15 protein-coding genes are annotated in these 18,366 nt (G+C 48.6%); 8 read left to right on the forward strand and 7 right to left on the reverse strand.

What is annotated here, in order from left to right; translation table 11 throughout:
* The first annotated feature begins 33 nt into the window (after nt 1-33).
* The 4 genes from BCM14_RS07190 to BCM14_RS07205 are packed head-to-tail and all read left to right on the forward strand — an operon-like array spanning nt 34 to nt 5,779.
* A complete protein-coding gene (locus tag BCM14_RS07190) occupies nt 34-1,824 on the forward strand; it encodes an LIC_10190 family membrane protein (RefSeq protein ID WP_106227316.1) in 1,791 nt (596 codons plus the stop codon).
* Nucleotides 1,825-1,831: 7 nt separating this feature from the next.
* Nucleotides 1,832-3,094 (forward strand): glycosyltransferase family 9 protein, encoded by a 1,263-nt coding sequence (locus BCM14_RS07195; protein WP_106227317.1) that lies wholly within the window; start codon nt 1,832-1,834, stop codon nt 3,092-3,094.
* A complete protein-coding gene (locus tag BCM14_RS07200; protein WP_106227318.1) occupies nt 3,091-4,803 on the forward strand; it encodes an O-antigen ligase family protein in 1,713 nt (570 codons plus the stop codon). The genes BCM14_RS07195 and BCM14_RS07200 overlap by 4 nt, the downstream gene beginning before the upstream one ends.
* Nucleotides 4,804-4,822: 19 nt before the next feature.
* Nucleotides 4,823-5,779, forward strand: a complete 957-nt coding sequence (locus BCM14_RS07205; protein ID WP_106227319.1) for a UDP-glucose 4-epimerase family protein — start codon at nt 4,823-4,825, stop codon at nt 5,777-5,779.
* On the opposite strand, the gene BCM14_RS07210 is transcribed toward BCM14_RS07205, so the two are convergent.
* The 7 genes from BCM14_RS07210 to BCM14_RS07240 are packed head-to-tail and all read right to left on the reverse strand — an operon-like array spanning nt 5,772 to nt 13,632.
* Entirely contained in the window at nt 5,772-7,721 is a 1,950-nt protein-coding gene (locus tag BCM14_RS07210; RefSeq protein ID WP_106227320.1) for a polysaccharide biosynthesis protein, read from the reverse strand. The genes BCM14_RS07205 and BCM14_RS07210 overlap by 8 nt on opposite strands.
* A gap of 11 nt (nt 7,722-7,732) precedes the next feature.
* The gene (locus tag BCM14_RS07215; protein ID WP_106227321.1) at nt 7,733-8,293 is read right to left on the reverse strand and encodes a sugar transferase; all 561 of its coding nucleotides are present in this window, start codon (nt 8,291-8,293) and stop codon (nt 7,733-7,735) included.
* Nucleotides 8,294-8,339: 46 nt separating this feature from the next.
* The gene (gene wecB / locus BCM14_RS07220; RefSeq protein WP_106227322.1) at nt 8,340-9,470 is read right to left on the reverse strand and encodes a non-hydrolyzing UDP-N-acetylglucosamine 2-epimerase; all 1,131 of its coding nucleotides are present in this window, start codon (nt 9,468-9,470) and stop codon (nt 8,340-8,342) included.
* Nucleotides 9,463-10,473, reverse strand: a complete 1,011-nt coding sequence (locus tag BCM14_RS07225; protein WP_106227323.1) for a polysaccharide biosynthesis protein — start codon at nt 10,471-10,473, stop codon at nt 9,463-9,465. Before BCM14_RS07225 ends, wecB begins: the two co-directional genes overlap by 8 nt.
* Nucleotides 10,474-10,478: 5 nt before the next feature.
* On the reverse strand, nt 10,479-11,369 hold the full coding sequence (locus BCM14_RS07230; RefSeq protein ID WP_259673477.1) for a dTDP-4-dehydrorhamnose reductase family protein: 891 nt from the start codon (nt 11,367-11,369) through the stop codon (nt 10,479-10,481).
* Nucleotides 11,366-12,619, reverse strand: a complete 1,254-nt coding sequence (locus BCM14_RS07235; RefSeq protein ID WP_106227324.1) for a glycosyltransferase family 4 protein — start codon at nt 12,617-12,619, stop codon at nt 11,366-11,368. Before BCM14_RS07235 ends, BCM14_RS07230 begins: the two co-directional genes overlap by 4 nt.
* Nucleotides 12,616-13,632, reverse strand: coding sequence for a glycosyltransferase (locus tag BCM14_RS07240; RefSeq protein ID WP_146129729.1), 1,017 nt, complete (start codon nt 13,630-13,632; stop codon nt 12,616-12,618). Before BCM14_RS07240 ends, BCM14_RS07235 begins: the two co-directional genes overlap by 4 nt.
* Before the next feature lie 136 nt (nt 13,633-13,768).
* Between BCM14_RS07240 and BCM14_RS07245 the strand changes: the two genes are divergently transcribed.
* Genes BCM14_RS07245 through BCM14_RS07260 form a run of 4 tightly spaced genes read left to right on the forward strand, consistent with a single transcriptional unit; the run spans nt 13,769 to nt 18,233 of the window.
* On the forward strand, nt 13,769-14,737 hold the full coding sequence (locus BCM14_RS07245; RefSeq protein ID WP_106227423.1) for an NAD-dependent epimerase/dehydratase family protein: 969 nt from the start codon (nt 13,769-13,771) through the stop codon (nt 14,735-14,737).
* Nucleotides 14,734-16,638: an HAD-IIIA family hydrolase gene (locus BCM14_RS07250; RefSeq protein ID WP_106227326.1), complete on the forward strand. Its 1,905-nt coding sequence runs from the start codon at nt 14,734-14,736 to the stop codon at nt 16,636-16,638. The genes BCM14_RS07245 and BCM14_RS07250 overlap by 4 nt, the downstream gene beginning before the upstream one ends.
* Nucleotides 16,639-16,656: 18 nt before the next feature.
* Nucleotides 16,657-17,652, forward strand: a complete 996-nt coding sequence (locus BCM14_RS07255; protein WP_106227327.1) for a GHMP family kinase ATP-binding protein — start codon at nt 16,657-16,659, stop codon at nt 17,650-17,652.
* Nucleotides 17,653-17,666: 14 nt separating this feature from the next.
* The gene (locus BCM14_RS07260; protein WP_106227328.1) at nt 17,667-18,233 is read left to right on the forward strand and encodes an SIS domain-containing protein; all 567 of its coding nucleotides are present in this window, start codon (nt 17,667-17,669) and stop codon (nt 18,231-18,233) included.
* Nucleotides 18,234-18,366: the final 133 nt, after the last annotated feature.

Here is an 18,366-nt window from a genome sequence, read left to right on the forward strand (position 1 = left end):
ATTCATCCAACCCACCTCGCGATAGATTTCAGTGTGCTGTCAGTCGCACTAGCGTTGATCGCCTTCACTTTAGCAGGTTGGGGTCGGTTGACGCTCAGACTGGTTGGCATCCCCAATGCAAGGCTCATCGATTGCGGCACGCTTTGGGTGGGTTTTACGGCTGTTACTGCTGTGGTCGAATTGGCACAGTTATTTATCCGAATCGATTGGATCGCCAGCCTGATCGCAGTGGTAGTTGGTCTGAGTGTCTGCTTGTTCGATAAGCAATTTTCAATCGTGCAGTCACTGAAACATCTCGTTGGGTTTTTCAAAACCTACCAATTTGGCTTCATTTGCCTTGTGCTCCTTCTGGTCGTTTGGTGCTTGCGTGCGATGGGGGCACCCAACAACGTCGATTCGGGCCTGTATCACTTTCAAAGTATTCGATGGCTAAACGAGTACCCGTTGTTAATGGGGCTGGCAAACATTCACTGGCGCTTTGCCTTTAATCAAAGCTATTTTGGCTTTCTTGCCCTGCTCAATTTTTATCCCTTTTGGGGCAAAGGCTATGCAACGGGTGGTTTGTTTCTTTTGATTTTGTCGTTGAGCACAGTGATTGAAGTGGGGATAAGGCAGGCGCTTTTATGGCGATGGATTGTTGGTGGTGTGCTGTTTATCTATTTTGGCTACGTCGCTGGCACCATCGCCAACCCAGCACCAGACATGGCGATTGGATTAGTCGAAATCGCCATGTCGCTTTTACTGATGCGTTTGGCGTTTGCGACAAAAATATCTTCACAAACTGATCGGGATTTTGCAACCATTGCGCTGTTGGCCTTTACCGCGGTCGCGATCAAGCTTAGCGGTGTTGCCTTTGCTGCAGCCTGTGTCATGTGTGCACTGGTGTTTATACGAGGTCGGCTTTCTGTAAAAAGCATCAGTTTAATAAAAGTGGCTTTGTTGCTTGCGGTGGCGACCCTGGTTCATAGCATCAGAAGTTACGCCTTGTCTGGCACGATCATGTTCCCGAGTACAGTGTTTGGCCTTTGGCAAAAAGAGTGGACCTTACAGCTTGCTCAAATACGCTTTGAGACTGACCTGATTTTGAGTTTGGCCAGACAGCCTGATGTGATGGATCCGGCAGGTGTTTTAGGAAACTGGCACTGGTTGTCAGGTTGGATGCATCGTCTGCCAAATCACATTGCCATTCTTTTTAGCGCATCTTTACTGGCGATGCTGTTTAGTCTTGCACGTGTAATTAAATCAAAAAACTCAACTGACACTAAAACGTTACTCCTACTGTATCTGCCGTTGCTATGCAGTTTGATCTTCTGGTTTCTGACAGCTCCTGATCTGAGATTTTTAGGTGCTGTCCTGCCAATCTTTATCGCCACCGCGCTCTGGCTTGCCGTTAAACAGACCCAGTTGAGACCATCGACGCTGGGCCACAGTAATTTTGAAAAATGGTCTATTTTGCAGGCACTGGGGGTTGTGTTGGTGCTGATGGTGTCTTTTAAACTGACTGGTGTCAGAGCGATATCTCTAGAGGGATGGCAAGCAGTCCCTCAAGTCAACGCCGAACTCAAACGAACGGATTCTGGGTTTTATATATTTGTTCCTGGTGGGGGTGGATTCTGTTGGGATCACCCCTTGCCCTGTACCCCTGTTTTTCATCCTAATCTTCGTTTTAAAGATGCCTCCTGGACTATTTTTGATGCTGAGTTCGGTCTTTATCGAAAATACTTTACGACTAAAACCAACCCAGATCCTACAGGGAACCAAATCTATCGTTTTCCCTTGCAAGATAATCCGTCGACTGCACCCGCGCAGTTAAGCCATCCCTGAGTCACCCATGAGTCAGTTTATCTCTTTCGCTCGACGTTTAGCCCGGAAAGCCCGAGGCATAGTGGTTCTGCCGTTCAGGTTTGTAAAGTGGGTCGCTAGTGAAACATTGCGACTGATCTTTAACCGCTTGCTTGACGAACAATGGCTGATTGATCATTGCCCTAGCGGTCGCGCGGATGTCAAATCAGTGTTGCTCGTTCGTCTGGATCTCATCGGCGACTACGTGCTTTGGTTAGATAGCGCGAGGGCTTATCGCGATATCTATCCTAATCAGAAAATCGTACTGTGTGCCAACAGCATCTGGTCATCTTTGGCAAAACAAGAGCCTTGGTGGGATGAAGTGTTGGACGTTGACGTCAATCGTTTGCGATTCGATAAGACCTATTGTCTTGGGTTGATGCTAAAGCTTCGGTGGCGAGGCTTTGGTGTCGCGATTCAACCAACTTTCTCTCGGGAATTCGCGGTGGATCGGTTGGTTAGGGCAACGGGAGCTGCTCATCGCATTGGGCAAGTCGGTGACGCGAATAACCTCACCGTCGCTGATAAAACAATCACGGACACTTGGTACACAGACCTAATGCGTGTAGGCGATCCGACAGCCATGGAGCTCTCGAAAAATGCTCACTTTGTCCGTAACCTGGGCGCGACGAGCTTTCGCAGTAGTGTGGGACGACTACAGTCACCGAGGTTAGCATCACCGCTAATTGATGCTAAAACACCTTATATTTTGATTTCACCGGGCGCTTCGTGGTTACCTAAGGCATGGCCTGCTGCGAACTTCGCGCAACTAGCCGATGAGCTATTTACTCAGTATGGTTTACCTGCTGTGCTGTGTGGGTCGTCGGCGGATCAGGCGCTATGCGAGCGTATTGTGCAGATTGCAAAAGCGCCCCTACAAAACTTAGCTGGTAAGACTACCTTAACTGAGCTGCTTGATTTGATGGCTGGTGCGCGGTTGGTGGTTTCTAATGATTCGGGCAATATCCATTTGGCGGCGGCCTTGCGGATACCTTCAGTGTGTATCTTGGGGGGCGGCCATTCTGCCAGATTCATGCCCTACGTCGTTGAAAACAGCGATGCTTGTGTGCTGCCCTTGGTCGCGGTTCAGCCAATGGATTGCTTTGGCTGTCACTGGCGCTGTCAGTACAAGACTGAGCCGAACACCGCTGTGCCTTGTGTTGCGAACATTACCCTGTCGCAGGTCCGTGAAAAGTGTCAAAGTGTTTTGCAGAAGCTATCGAATGAGTATCAGATAGAGGTTGGTCAATGAGTGGGACCAGATCGTTGCGTGAGATGAGGCTGTTTAATTTGCAGACAAAGCTGGCCCGCTTTTTCTCATGGTCTGCATTGGGTATCGGCAGCGCTGCCGTGCTTTTAGTTCTGAGTAGTTACGTATGCGGCTACTTGCAACCCGTGCGTTGGCCGACCCTGTTCTATTTTGAATTGGCATTCATTGTTACGCTGATTTCAGAGCGGCGCGGAGTCATGCTGGTCACGTTCTTGTTACCGTTAGTCCCAACACTACATTGGCAATTACAGTTTTTTTATCACCCAGCAGTTCCGTATTTTGTAACAGCCGCGGGGATTGACCTGGTAACCGGCCTGACCTGCGCGCTTTTTATTAAGCATTTAAATCGTCCACAATCTCTGCGCTTCAACCCAAGCACGATCCCTTGGCCGATCGGGTTGTTAGCCTGGGTAATTTCGCTTTCGACAGCCTTGGCTATTGCGCGCAATCTATGGCGCAGTGCCTCGCGTTTTGAGCTGTCGACGTTTCTGCATGAGACGGTTCGGTTCAAACTATTTGTGAGAGGTAACGATTTTTCGCCGATAGGGGATTGGTTGGCGATTTCACTGGCCTTATTGTTTTTGGCCCTGCTCGCCGACTCTCTTCTCAGGCGAGCAGATAGAGAGCAGCTAATATTTAAACCAGCAATCGCTTCGCTATTTGTGTCGGCTTGTTACGGGATTTACCAGGCCTTTACCAAAATCGGCTTGCCGCAGGCCGCGGTCGAATACCGGCCAGAAAGTTTTGGTTACAGCGCCATCGGATTCCAGCCTGACATCCATGCTTATGCAGGGCACATGTTGTTAGGCTCTGTCGGTTTATTTGGTGTATTGAAATTATTGAAATCGAACCGATGGCGTTATTTTGCTTACGTAACGATTGTGCTTTGTTGGATCGCGCTCTATCTAAGCAAATCTCGGGCTTCGTTGGTTTTCAGTATGGCTGTTTTTGCAGTGATCATTCTGTTGCTTGCACGGGATTTTCTTCGCAACAAGTCAAAAGTAGTAGGGTTTACATGCGCGGCGACTGGATTTGCGTTGATTGCGCTGTTGATTTCTCTGAGCCCGTGGTTACAAGATGCTTTTATACAAATTCAGGACCCAAAGTTGCTGACGTTTGAGCATCTGAATTTGTTAACCAGTCGGCGTCTTGAGTTGTTTGCTGCAGCCTTACGAATGTTTTCAAGCTATCCCTTGATGGGATTAGGTCAAGGTAATTTCTTACTTAGCTCAGCCGTCGTTCCTTTTAGTCATTCAGTCTGGATGTCTCAGTCGGGCGGCGAGAACGCGCACAACTATTTCTTACAAATCTTGGCTGATGTCGGGATCGTTGGTGCAGGTTGTTATTTGCTCGTTTTGCTTTGGCCACTTTGTCGGACGAAAAATCTCAGAGCATTGATACCGGCGGCAGTAGCAATTCTCGGGCTTTGTCTGGGTAATCTCTATTCCCATTCGTTCATCATTCGTGACAACCTTTTACTACTTTGTGCTTTTATGGCGCTCGGTTATTCATATGCCTACCCTCGACCAGTCGCATCTGGTAACGTTGATTTCCACGCTACACGCTGTAAGTTGTCTGGCAAGATCATTGTGCTGATCATCGCGATTGTTATGTCACTTATTCCATTCGCCTTTCTAGAGGTTGCGACTTCATTTGATCGTTTGCCGTTTCAACAATCTAGTCATCGCTAAGTTAAAGACACCTCTGTATATGACAAACATCTTGATTACTGGCGCTAATGGTTTTATCGGATCTGCTGTCGTTGCGACACTGGTTGCGACCGAAGCTGGCGTGATTCGAGCAGCGGTCAGAAAAACTACTGTCAAATTGCCAAGTCGAGTTGAGGTAGTCGAACGCTTAGAATTATCTCCCGATACTGACTGGACGGTCGCCCTCAAAAATATTGATGTCGTGATTCACTGTGCTGCGCGAGTTCATTTACTCAAAGATAAGGCAGCCGATCCTCTCGCTGAATTCAGAAGCATTAACACTGAAGGGACATTGCATTTCGCCCGTCAAGCTGCTCAAGCAGGAGTCAAACGATTTATTTTTCTGAGTAGTTTAGGGGTAAATGGGGCTGAGACATTCGATCAGGCTTTTGCTGCAGACGACAGTCCGGAACCGCACTCACCGTATGCTCAGTCGAAGTTAGAGGCAGAATCTGGGCTTTTGAATTTAGCGCTAAGTACGGCGATGTCGATTGTTATCATTCGCCCACCCCTTGTCTATGGCCCTAATGCACCGGGTAATTTTGGCTCGTTGTTGCGGATCGTCAATAAACAGTTGCCTTTGCCACTGGGCTGGGTAGATAACAAAAGAAGTTTCGTCTTTTTGGATAACCTTGTAGACTTGATTCGTTGTTGTGTTCGTCACCCCAACGCGACTAATCAGGTATTTTTAGTTTCGGATGACGAGGACCTGTCTACCACACAGTTGCTCAAGAAAATGGGGCAAGTTTTTAATAAACGGGCACTGCTCATACCCGTGCCAGTGATTGTGTTGAAAACTGCGGCCAAACTCATAGGCAAGGCTAAAGTGGCGCAGCAACTGCTTGGATCGTTACAAGTCGATATAGCAAAGACACAATCGTTGTTGGGTTGGGAACCGCCTTTTAGTGTTGACGAGGGGCTGCGTAAAACCGCGGTAATACCGAAGAAAATTAGTTAGCTTTCTGCTCTTGAGCCAAGGTGAGCCAGTCGACGATGGCACCCTCAGGCTGATAACCTGACACAAGTTCGAGCAGCAACGATCGGATTTCGCTGACGTTGTTCTGATCTAGCGCTATCTGCAAGGCGTTGAGTTTGATTTCGAATTCAGACCATGGCAAGCAGCTTTCATTCGCGGTCATAATGCGCGGATGAACGGTAGCCTGCGGATTGTCACCAATTAACAATTCTTCGTAAAGTTTTTCGCCTGGCCGCAAGCCAGTGATTTCAATCTCTATATCGCCATCTTCATCAGCTTGATCCTTTAACGTCAAGCCAGACAGATCAATCATACGTTTTGCGAGATCGATGATCTTGACGGGTTGACCCATATCCAGAACAAATAAATCACCTCCCTGTGACATCGCCCCTGCTTGCAGAACCAACTGAGCGGCTTCTTGGATCGTCATGAAGTACCGAGTGATGTCAGGGTGCGTGAGGGTGATGGGCCCACCATTTTTGATTTGCTCGCGAAATTTGGGTACGACTGATCCAGACGATCCCAGCACATTTCCGAAGCGAACCATAGAATACACAGTTCGTGCGGCCGTCGAGGCTGACCCTAAACCCGTCGTTGAGTGCTCAGCAAGTCCTTGTAAAACCATTTCGGCTAGGCGTTTGCTGGCACCCATAATATTGGTCGGTCTTACAGCTTTGTCGGTACTGATCAAAACAAACTTCGAAACATGGCCTAGGGCGGCGCGCGCAACTTGTAGCGTGCCAAAGACGTTATTTTTTATGCCTTCGACGGGGTTGTGCTCTACCAAGGGCACGTGCTTGTAAGCAGCCGCATGATAAACAGAATAGGGTCGCCACATCAAAATGATGTCACGCATTCTGGCAAAGTCTTGTACCGAACACAGCAGCGGTATCAAGCTAGTACCTGACTTCTCGGCAAGAGGCAGTAAATCTTGATGAATTTCGTAAAGAGCGAATTCGCTTTGCTCGATCAGCAATAGGCTTGCGGGCGAAAGTCGCAGCAATTGACGGCAAAGCTCTCCGCCAATTGAACCGCCTGCACCCGTTACCAGAATGACTTTGCCTTCTGTGTGCTGGGCGAGCAGGGAGTCATCTGAATGAACCATTTCTCGGCCGAGCAAGTCATCGATATCCAATTCTCGTAGATCAGAGGTGCTGATTTTTCCCTGAGCTAACTCAGTAACACTTGGCAAAGTCCTGACCGATACCTTTGCGTCGAGCATGGCATTGATTATCTCGTTACGGCGTTTGCGCGAGATGGAGGGTAGAGCGAGCAAAACATCAGTAACTTGCAGAGAGTCGATCAAGTTGCTCAAATCAACTGGGCTGTGAACCGGTAATCCGTTGATCACATGTCCTTGCAGTTTGATGTCGTCGTCGAGAAAACCAACTACCTTCATTTCGTGGCTGTGAGCCATCGCAGCGGCTAACTGCTGGCCCGATGAGCCTGCACCATAAACCAAGACTTTCGGTAAGGTCGATCTTGTTAGCAGATTCTTGTAAGCACCACCCAGCCAATATCCCGCCAAGGCGCGTGATCCACCTATCGCAAGTAATAGCAGAATGGGCTGAATCAGACCGACTGTACGCGGGATGCCCTCAAAGCTGAATGCTGTGAATAAAGCAGCGTAAACCAAGCCATAAATAGCGGTTGCTTTGGTGATGGCCATAAATGCTGGCCACCCAGAATATCTAAAAATTGCCCTGTAAAGCCCCCCGATCATAAAAATCGGTATCGCTAAGCCCATTGAGACCAACGCCGCTTTGGCCGCCGGACCAGAGAGCGAAACGAACTCTCCAAGCCGCAAGTAAAAGGCGAACCAAACCGTAAACACACAGATGCTTGCATCGACGACCAGAACGACCAAACGCTTGGTCACCCTGGGTAGGTTAAGAATGGTCGCAGTGGTACTCGGATTGGTCATAAAGAACGTTCTTAATGCGAAACGCCATCACGCTGGATGACTTTTAAAACGGTTAACCACAAAATTTGAAGATCAAACAGTAATGATTGCCTATCCCGGTATTCGATGTCATAAGCAACTTTTTTGTCAATTGGCAGATCATCCCGTCCGTTGACTTGCGCCCAACCAGTCAGGCCAGGTGCGAGAAGCTGTATCCCGTTTTCAGTCCGTAACGCGATTAAATCATATTGATTGAACAGTGCGGGCCTAGGGCCTACCAACGACATATCGCCTGTCAGAATACTCCACAACTGGGGAAGCTCATCCAGACTGGTTTTACGCAGAAAACCGCCGATTGGCGTGAGGTAGCTGGCCGGGTTGGCGAGTAGATGGGTGGCGACGGTCGGTGTGTCGATCAGCATGCTTCTGAACTTAGGCATGCTGAAGAGTTTATTGTGGCGCCCCACTCGGTTGCTCCAGTAAAAAATAGGCCCTTTAGAGCTGATCTTTACCGCAATACTCACAAACAGAATCGGTAGCGCCAACAGCAGCAAGCCCAGGGCACTTAAAGTGAAGTCAAGCGTTCTTTTCATGATGATTCAGGCCAAGGGCAGTCTATCCGCCCAGTGACGTCATGGTTCAAGATTTGCGCCATACCTTGCGATTGACGAAGTCTGTGTAGCTTTGAATAATACGCAAAACCTTGTCAGACACATTGTCAGGGGCATAGTCTGCCACTAAGTGCAATCCCCGCGTTTGGCCGCGCGGTTGCTCGGCAAGGATAGCCAAGCCTTGTTCAACACGGTCAATATCCATACCCACCATCATCACTGCAGCTTGCTCGAACCCTTCTGGCCGCTCGTGGGCCTCGCGCAAATTCAAGGCGGGAAAATTCAAGATTGATGATTCTTCAGTAATCGTACCGCTGTCAGACAGCACTGCACGTGCGTCAAGTTGAAGCTTGACGTAGTCCGTAAACCCAAAGGGTTTCTCAAATCTGATCAAGGGGTCAGCGACCAAACCGGCGTCGGTGATCCGCTTTCTTGTCCTGGGGTGTGTTGAGACGAGAACTGGCTCTCGATAGGTTTGCGCTAAGTGGTTCAACAACTGAAACAGTTTCTTTAATTGGCTGGGCGAATCGACATTCTCTTCCCGGTGCGCACTCACCACAAAATACTGCTTTGGTTTAAGGTTAAGTGTGGATAAGACCTCAGATTTATCTATCCCTTCACGATAGTAATCAATCACTTCGCGCAACGGACTACCCGTCTTGATAATCTGATCTGGCGGTAAGCCTTCGCGTAATAGATATTCTCGAGCAATCTCGCTGTAAGTTAAATTGATATCAGCTGTGTGATCGACGATACGTCGGTTGATCTCTTCAGGCACTCGAAAATCGAAGCACCGATTACCAGCCTCCATATGAAAAATGGGTACTTTACGGCGTTTGGCTGAAATGGCGGATAGTGCACTATTCGTATCCCCAAGTAACAGCAGTGCCTCAGGCTGGTACTTTTGAATCATTTCATCGGCAGCGATGATGATTCGACCGATCGTTTCTGCGGGTGTTTCGCCAGCGGCTTCCATAAAGGCATCGGGCGCACGAATCCCTAAGTCCTTAAAAAAAATCCCGTTTAATTCATAGTCATAATTTTGACCGGTATGAACCAAAATATGATCGCAAAACTGGTCGAGTTTATGGATCGTGCGGGATAAGCGGATGATTTCTGGCCGAGTCCCGACAATGGTCATGACTTTCAGTTTACGCATTGACTGCCCCACGAATCAGATCGAGGCTCATGAGTACTTCTTTTACCTGTTCAACATCCAGACGACGGGTATTGTGGGATGTATAGTCATCGTAATTAGAAATTTGTGTCTCGCCGGTGACGAAGTATTTATCGTAGTTTAAGTCGCGGGCATCCGCGGGGATGCGGTAATAGTTACCCAGATCTTCCGCTCGAGCCATCTCTTCACGCGAGACGAGAGATTCATAAAGCTTCTCGCCATGGCGGGTGCCGATCACTTGTATTTCGCTCTTAGTTGCAAAGAGAGAAGTCATCGCTTGGGCAAGATCCCCTACCGTCGAAGCTGGTGCCTTTTGTACAAAAATATCGCCTGGCTTGGCATGTTCAAAGGCATATAAAACCAGATCCACTGATTCTTCAAGCGACATCAAGAACCGTGTCATGTGAGGATCGGTCACTGTGATTGGCTTGCCCTGCTGTAATTGCTCAAGAAATAATGGGATTACCGAGCCACGTGACGCCATGACGTTGCCATAACGCGTTGCCGAGAGCACCGTTTTGTTGGGATCACAGAGCCGGGACTTGGCGACCATGAGTTTTTCCATCAAGGCTTTAGAGATGCCCATTGCATTGATCGGATAGACCGCTTTATCTGTACTAAGCAGGACGCAGCGACTGACGCCTTGCGCAATCGCCGCGCGCATGACGTTTTCGGCCCCGTGCACGTTGGTTCGAACGGCCTCCATGGGGTAAAACTCGCAGGAGGGGACCTGTTTTAGTGCAGCCGCATGAAAAACAAAATCGACGCCATGCAAGGCATCGTGCACGCTGTCATATTCACGGACGTCACCGATGTAGAACTTAAGTTTGTCGCTTTTGTGCTTGAGACGCATATCCTCTTGCTTTTTCTCATCACGGCTAAACACCCTGATCTCTGCGAGCTCAGAGTCAAGCAGTCTGGTCAGCACGGTGTTGCCAAATGAGCCAGTACCACCGGTAATTAAGAGGACTTTATTTTTAAACATATGGTTTATTGCCTGCAAGAAGACTGACTAAACTTATGCATCTGCCCAATTAGTTCTGTCCAAGGCACAGTTTGATATCCAGTAGCAAGTTTAAAGCGAGTCGAATCTAAACATCGATCAATCACGAGATTATCATCTGCCACAACATTGATTTGCTTGCAGTAAGCATTGGCAACAAGTTTGAGCAGTTCATATTTGTTAATCGGCGAGGCTGATACATGGTATGTACCGCGGAGTTCAGGATGCGGAATGACAAAATCCCTAATCACCCGAGCCAATTCAACAGTTGGCAGCCCCGAGAAAATCGCCTTTCGGAAACCCTTCACCTGACCTGTTTGAGATAAAAACCAATCAACCAGGCCATGATTACTGTTTATTTCGTGGCCTATGATTGAGGTTCTTAGGGTGATAGCATTATCGTAATCAACCTCACCCAAGAGCTTGCTGCGCCCGTACAAATCTTGTGCATCAGGCATATCTTGCTCTGTGTAGTTGCCTTTTTTGCCACTAAAGACGCAGTCAGTGCTAACGTGAATCAGTCGGGCATTAACTTGTTTACAGTGCCTAGCAAGTTGGTGTGGCAGTAACGCGTTGATCTTGATTGCCGCCACTGCGTCATTGGCCTCTGCAAGCTGTTTGACCAGCCCCACACAATTAACAACAATATTGGGTCGTAGCTGAGTCAGCAACTGAGCCAAGCTTGATTCGTTTTCAACGTCAACATCTTGCACGATATTGTGCCGCAAAGAAACAGGCAAAGCTTGAACGAAGTTAGGTGATCGACAGGTGCCGTGAGTGATAAAGCCATCGCTTTCACTAAAAAAGCGGTACAGCGCGTTGCCCAGCATGCCAGACGCGCCAAGAATCAAAATCTTAATTTGCGACTCTGTCTTCAATTGGCGGCGTCCTCAGTAGCGCTTCTCGCACGGTTGGATAGTACTGTAGCGAAATGATCACGCAGTCGGGTTGCCAGCATGTTAGGTTCAAAGTGTTCTTGGTAATAGGCAACACCCTGTTTGCCGAGTAGTTCGAGTTGCTGGGGTGACAAACCGTACAGCTTTAGTATCCCTTGTGCTAAGGCAGCAGCATCTTCGGCAGGGCAAGATACGCCTGCCCCTGACTCTTCGACGACTGCGGCTCCTTCACCATCCAATGACGCGATGATGGGTTTACCAGCGGCAAGATAGACCTGCACCTTGCTTGGAATCGTTTTGCTGATGATCGGGTCACGACACAGGCTAACCAATAGTGCTGACGCTTGGGCTAGTATCCCCGGCATGGCTTCAACTGGAAACCTCCCTGGCATCGTCACGTTTGTAAGGTTTCGGCGTTTGATCTCGGTCTCGATCCAGGTGGTCAAGCTGCCGCTACCGATGAGTACGATATTGATGGCATTGTGCTCCAACAACATCTCTGCCGCATCAAGCACTTTATCCAGCGCTTGAACGGTGCCCATATTGCCAGCAAAGACAACGTTGAAGCCTTTGCCGAGGGCCACACTGGGTGCTTGTTCATGGCTAGTGTGTTGATTAAACGCGAGTTCGCCAGGGTTCGGGTGATACTCGATTGGTGTCGCCCCAGACATCTTTTCGACCGACGATCTAAACCCTTTGGATTGCACTAACAGAAGATCACAGCTACGGTAAATCCAACTCACCACAGCCGCAACACTACGCAGCACGGTTTTATTTTTGACAAAACCTGAAGCTTCAAGGCTTTCGGGCCAAAGATCCTGAACCCAAATGACTACTTTGGCGCTTTTTAATTTGCCTAGCCAGATGGCACTGACAGACTGGGTAAATGGCGACATCCCACAAACGAAAATCAGATCGAACTTTTGACCGCGCAACACAAATGGGCCGACTATTGCGCTGCTCACAACAAATGATAAATAGTTAAAAATCAGACCCAGAGTGTTGGATTTACCACGAGGGAGTAGGGGCACCCGATGTATGACGTAGCCCCTTGGATGCGTTTCGGTACTCACCTGCAGAGCCCGATAGCCTTCGAAGGTTTTACCGTGGGGATAGTTTGGTTGACCCGTCAACACAGTAACCTCGCACCCAACGTCAATTAAGGACTCGACAACCTCGTTGATACGGAACGACTCGGGCCAGAAGTACTGACTGAAAACGAGGATTTTCATCTAGCCTCGCCCTGCGCCGTTTGAGCTGATAACCATTGTTGTGCAACCTTAGGCGCTATCCGCTCACCAAACAATTGAAAGTCGACTAGCCAAAAAACAAAGCTTGGCTGAGTAAAACATAGTTTCAAAAGGGACCAGAGCAGTGTCCATTTACTCCGCTTACCGCTAAAGCGAGCCGTCAGCTGGTCGCGCGCAATGTGTCGCCGAAAATATGACTGATATTGCTGTGTCACAAACGCTCGAAAATCCAGATACCTGGGATGATCGAATCGGCTCGCGTCTGGCGCACCGCGTTGCCTTAACCAATACCCCACGACCGCAACTCGTGCGTCTATGACCTGAGGGGTACCGGCTTCAAAATTAGATATCTGACCTGTGTGTTTGCGATAGCGAACCAGGCACTGAGGGATTGATCCTAATGCACCCAATTCGGATAAGCGCAGCCAGAGATCCAAGTCTTCGGCGCGTTTAATCTCTGTTCGATAGCCTCCGGCTTTTTTTACAACGTCAGTCAGATAAAATGCTGAAGAATGCGGCGGAAAGCGCTTAAAACGGACCAGATTATTGAGTAAACGATCAGTTTCTTGAGGATAGATAAACGATTTCCCAAGACGGCCATGTTCGTCAATTTCAGTCAAACCAGTGCCCAGAAAAACGAGTTGTGGATTTTCGAGCGTCGCCTGCAGCTGCAGCGCCAGCCGCTCTGGCTCAGCAATATCGTCTGCATCCAATCGTGCAATCCATTCGCCTCGAGCTGATTCAATGCCCAGGTTCAGAGACGCAGACAACCCTAGCCCGGGTCTATTGATGAGAACAATCCGAGCATCCCTTTTTATGTAGTCTTGGATGATATCGACAGAACCGTCGGTGCTGCCACCGTCAACGATGATCAGCTCTAAGTCGGTGAAGGTTTGCTTTAAAACACTATCAATCGACTCTGAAACCCATCGGGCTCCGTTAAAGCACGGCATGAGGACTGAAATGACTGGGTTGGCGGTATTCTTGGCTGTCATCGCACAATTGTATTTCAGAATGAATGACTTACTTTTGGCGATCAACGCTGTGAACGCGTCTTCGACCACCTAATATAATGAGCCAGATTAAAGGCAGATTGATCCGTATGCCTTAACAAACGTTGGGATGTCGCAGATGTCGATTTTGATTACAGGGGTTGCTGGTTTTATTGGCTGTAATTTGGCAAAGCGCTTCACAGACGAAGGACACCAGGTATTGGGTGTGGACAACCTTAGCCGCGGTACGCTCAACAATCTTGCCTATTTGCAAAACAACCCAAATTTTACCTTCGTCAAAGCCGATTGTGCCGAACGGGTTGGTTTCCTTGAGGCCATCGAAAATTTTCACAAACAATCGCCCATTATTGAAGTTTGGCATCTGGCAGCTAATTCAGATATCCCGGCTGGGGTGACCGACGCTCAGGTTGACCTCAAAGATACTTTCATGACAACCTTTAACGTGCTCGAGGTGATGAAGCAACTCGCTATCCCAGTGCTTGCTTTTGCGTCAAGTTCGGCGGTTTACGGGGATCACGGAGAACAAAGCATTTCAGAGGATTCTGGGCCACTTTTGCCGCTATCCAACTATGGGGCGATGAAATTGGCCTCTGAGGCAGCAATCAGTGCTGCGGCAGAGAGCTTTCTGGCTCGGGCGTTTGTTTACCGGTTTCCCAACGTCATTGGCGTGCCTGCGACACACGGGGTCTTACTGGATTTTGTGAACAAGCTCAAAACCAGCCCGGATGAACTGAAGGTGCTTGGTGATGGGACTCAGCAAAAGACTTATCTTCATGTTGATGATCTGATCGACGGTATGCTGCAAGTTCGCCATGGTGCGACCGAAAAGCTTGCTGTCTACAATTTAGGTGCTGACGATACAGGGATGTCGGTGCGTCACATTGCAGAGGCGGTCGTCGCAGCCGCTTCACCGAACGCGCAAATAGTTTATGGCATTGAGAATCGTGGTTGGGTTGGTGATGTGCCCAAGTTTCAATATCGTCTTGATAAGCTAAAGAAACTGGGATGGACACCTAAACTTGACTCTCGACAGGCCATCGTCCGTGCCATCGCAGAAATCATTCAACAAGAGATCACCCGCGCATGAGGCAGGTTGTCATTCTGGCAGGTGGTAAAGGCACTCGACTTAAAGACAGACTGGGCGATTTGCCCAAGCCTCTGATCGATGTGTGCGGCACCCCACTACTTGAGCATCAAATCTTGCTAGCCAAGCGTTACGGCTTTAATAGGGTGCTTGTGTTGGTGAATCACAAAGCCCAGCAAATTGTCGATTTTTGTTTGAGCAAAGACAATTGGGGTATCGAGGTCCAGTGCATTGATGATCAAGTGCCACTGGGTACGGCAGGGGCAGTGCTTAATGTGTTTGGGCAACTCGAAGACCAGTTTCTTGTCATGTACGGCGACACCATGATGGATGTCGATTTGAGTCGCTTTTGCCGGGCTCATGCGAGCAGTCAAACCACAGGCGCCACGCTATTTTTGCACCCCAACGATCATCCCCAGGATTCTGATCTCGTTGAGGTGAATGGGTCGAATGTGATTACCCAATTTCACCCCTATCCCCATCAAGCTGACACGTATTACCCTAACCTAGTCAATGCAGCCCTCTATTGCATGAGCAAGGCCGCATTGCTCCCCTATCGGCATCGGGGACAGGTTGAGCTGGATTTTGGTAAGCATTTGTTCCCTCAAATGATCAGGGACGGCATTATTTTGCGTGGTTACAACAGTCCAGAGTACATCAAGGATTGCGGTACGCCAGATCGAATCGACAAGGTCAGAATTGACTTCAGCAAGGGAAAGATTACGAACGCCTCTTTAGCTAATAAGCAAGCGGCAATATTTCTGGATAGAGATGGCACGATTATCGAGCAAGTCGATCAGTTGAATTCACTTGATCAAGTAAGTTTGCTTGATGGTGCTGCGACAGCAATTCGTCGCTTTAACCGAGAAGGTTATAAGACCTGCGTCGTGACCAATCAGCCCGTGATCGCCAGAGGTGAGTGCAGTGTCGAACAGCTGACGCAAATCCATTACAAAATGGAAACCTTGCTTGGTCGTGAAGCGGCCTACCTTGATCGCATCTATTATTGCCCTCACCATCCGGATAAAGGTTTTGCTGGTGAGCGAGCCGATTTGAAACTTGTCTGTCAGTGCAGAAAGCCCGCAACCGGGATGATAACGAGGGCTGTTGTCGATCTAAACGTCGATCTTGAAAAGTCTTGGATGATCGGTGACACCTCTACAGACATTGAGTTGGCCAAGCGATCCGGCTTGAAGTCCATTCTGGTAGAAACGGGGTATGCCGGTCGAGACGGAAAGCACCCAGCCAACGCAGATTTTGTTGTTCTAAGCCTAGCAGAGGCAGCAACCTTAGTGCTCGATATTTATCCCTCAGTAGTGGACAAATATCTTGATGAATTGGCCAGTCTTCAACCCGGCGCTTTGGTCATGATTGGCGGCCAATCGCGTAGCGGCAAAAGTACTTTTGCCAATATATTGAAGCTGGCGTTGCTAGGGCTAGGACGTCAAAGCCACGTGATCTCGACAGATCGCTGGATTCTGTCTGAAGCGGATCGCGGCGACGGCGTGTTGGCCAGGCACGCCATGACTGAGCTTAATGAGGCATTGACGTCACTTCAGTCGATGACGACTCAGCTTAAGCAGATATCGCTGCCACGCTATTTGAAACACCAGCGACTACATCAAAAAAATGCAGAACAATTTGAAATACAACCAGAAGATATTGTGATCGTTGAGGGCGTTGTCGCCCTTGCGACAGACGCTGCAAAGGATGCAAACAAGCGCTTTTATGTTGACACGGATGAGGCCGAGCGCAGAGCAAGAGTAATCAATGAGTACTGCCTGAGAGGCTATACCGCTGAGGAAGCAGAGACCGTTTATCTTGATCGTCTTCAGGACGAAGTGCCTGTCATTGCTGCGCTTGAGCACGACGCCATCAAGGTTAAACTACCCTTAACAGCATGATAAAAGCCCTAACCCAATATGATTATTAGTCGAACGCCGCTGAGAATGAGTTTAGTGGGTGGTGGCAGTGACCTTCCTGCTTTCTATAAGAGCGAAGAGGTTGGTGCAGTGATCAGCTCTGCTATCGACAAATATATTTACGTGAACGTCAATAAAAAGTTCGATCAAGGCATTAGGGTCGGGTATTCGATCAATGAAGAAGTCACTGCCGTTGATCAGATCAAGCATCCCCTCGTTAGGGAAAGCATGAGATACCTTGGTCTTAATGGTGGCGTAGAAATTACCACCATCGCTGACATCCCGTCTAAAGGCACAGGGCTAGGGTCGTCGAGTTCGTTTACTGTCGGTTTGTTGCATGCGCTTAATGCCTATATGGGCAAGTACAGTTCAGCCGAAGTCTTGGGCAAAGATGCCTGCAAAGTTGAAATTGAGCTTTGCAAAGAGCCGATCGGCAAACAAGATCAATACGCAGCGGCATACGGGGGGTTTAATCTGATTGAGTTCAGGCCTGACGAATCGGTTGTCGTCTCACCGCTTATTTGCAAAGCAGCCACGATTAAGTCATTGCAATCAAGTCTGCTGATGTTTTACACCGGCACCACAAGAAATGCCTCAAGCATTTTGCAAGAACAGTCAGATTCTCTGGCGAACAACCCGGTCAAGCTTCAAGCACTGCGACAAATGGTTAAGCTTGCTTACAGTTTGAGAGACGAGCTACAGGCTAATAATCTTGAAGCAATGGGCGAAATCTTGCACGAAAACTGGCTACTCAAAAAGAGCCTGGTCGCAAGCATCAGCAATCAAGAAATCGACCGTTGGTATGAATTGGCGATGAATGCCGGTGCACAAGGCGGGAAAATCCTCGGCGCTGGTGCTGGTGGCTTTCTGTTGATGACTGCGCCGCCCGAGAAGCATACTGCCATTAAAGCAGCGTTATCCATGCTCAAACACGTCCCCGTCGAGCTTGAACCGCTCGGCAGCCGTATTGTCTTCGACACCGCTAGATCAGAATAGAACGAGAAAACACAATGTCATTCAGCCAAGGTATTGCCGATTTGTATTTGAACAAGTTAACACGTTTGGTTTCAGCGCTTGATCGTGAGCAGATCGATCATGGGGTTCAAGTCGTTGCTAATGCCTGGCTTGCCGGAAAGCAGATCATTACGCTGGGTAACGGTGGCAGCGCTTTGACAGCGTTGCACTTTATCAATGATTGGAATAAAACGATTTCTATGCAGACGCAACGCAGTTTTAGGGGACGGTCTCTCGTTGATAACGTGGGGCTGCTGATGAGCTATGCCAATGATATTTCTTTTGAGGATGTGTTTGTTGAGCAACTGAAACATGTTTTGCTACCTGGCGATCTGGTGCTGGCGATCTCTGGCAGTGGTAATTCTGAGAATGTCATCCGCGCGGTTGATTATGCAAATCAAAATGGTGCAGTGACACTCGGCTTGTGCGGATATCGAGGTGGCAAGTTAAAAGAGATTGCACAACATGTGGTTTGGGCAGATATCGACGATATGCAGATATCCGAGGACATACATTTCATGTTTGGTCATATGGTGATGCAACGTTTGGCTGGGTATTACTAGGCTGCGCTTTTGTTCACGAACGACTCTTAATTAGCAATGAAGGAATATTAATGCTTCTAAAGTACCGAACGTGGTTGATTTCTATCGTAACGCTGCTGCTCATCATAATCGTGCGCATTCCGTTTCTAACTCA

Origin of the sequence: Jezberella montanilacus (genome assembly GCF_003003055.1) — a bacterium.
GTDB classification, from domain to species: Bacteria; Pseudomonadota; Gammaproteobacteria; order Burkholderiales; family Burkholderiaceae_B; genus Zwartia; species Zwartia montanilacus.

What these genes read in the sequence shown, in the direction of transcription:
- BCM14_RS07210 (WP_106227320.1), bottom strand. Translation starts at nt 7,721, where the DNA reads ATGACCAATCCGAGTACCACTGCGACCATTCTTAACCTACCCAGGGTG.
- BCM14_RS07205 (WP_106227319.1), top strand. Translation starts at nt 4,823, where the DNA reads ATGACAAACATCTTGATTACTGGCGCTAATGGTTTTATCGGATCTGCT.
- BCM14_RS07240 (WP_146129729.1), bottom strand. Translation starts at nt 13,632, where the DNA reads ATGACAGCCAAGAATACCGCCAACCCAGTCATTTCAGTCCTCATGCCG.
- BCM14_RS07250 (WP_106227326.1), top strand. Translation starts at nt 14,734, where the DNA reads ATGAGGCAGGTTGTCATTCTGGCAGGTGGTAAAGGCACTCGACTTAAA.
- BCM14_RS07200 (WP_106227318.1), top strand. Translation starts at nt 3,091, where the DNA reads ATGAGTGGGACCAGATCGTTGCGTGAGATGAGGCTGTTTAATTTGCAG.
- wecB (WP_106227322.1), bottom strand. Translation starts at nt 9,470, where the DNA reads ATGCGTAAACTGAAAGTCATGACCATTGTCGGGACTCGGCCAGAAATC.
- BCM14_RS07195 (WP_106227317.1), top strand. Translation starts at nt 1,832, where the DNA reads ATGAGTCAGTTTATCTCTTTCGCTCGACGTTTAGCCCGGAAAGCCCGA.
- BCM14_RS07245 (WP_106227423.1), top strand. Translation starts at nt 13,769, where the DNA reads ATGTCGATTTTGATTACAGGGGTTGCTGGTTTTATTGGCTGTAATTTG.
- BCM14_RS07235 (WP_106227324.1), bottom strand. Translation starts at nt 12,619, where the DNA reads ATGAAAATCCTCGTTTTCAGTCAGTACTTCTGGCCCGAGTCGTTCCGT.
- BCM14_RS07225 (WP_106227323.1), bottom strand. Translation starts at nt 10,473, where the DNA reads ATGTTTAAAAATAAAGTCCTCTTAATTACCGGTGGTACTGGCTCATTT.
- BCM14_RS07255 (WP_106227327.1), top strand. Translation starts at nt 16,657, where the DNA reads ATGATTATTAGTCGAACGCCGCTGAGAATGAGTTTAGTGGGTGGTGGC.
- BCM14_RS07260 (WP_106227328.1), top strand. Translation starts at nt 17,667, where the DNA reads ATGTCATTCAGCCAAGGTATTGCCGATTTGTATTTGAACAAGTTAACA.
- BCM14_RS07215 (WP_106227321.1), bottom strand. Translation starts at nt 8,293, where the DNA reads ATGAAAAGAACGCTTGACTTCACTTTAAGTGCCCTGGGCTTGCTGCTG.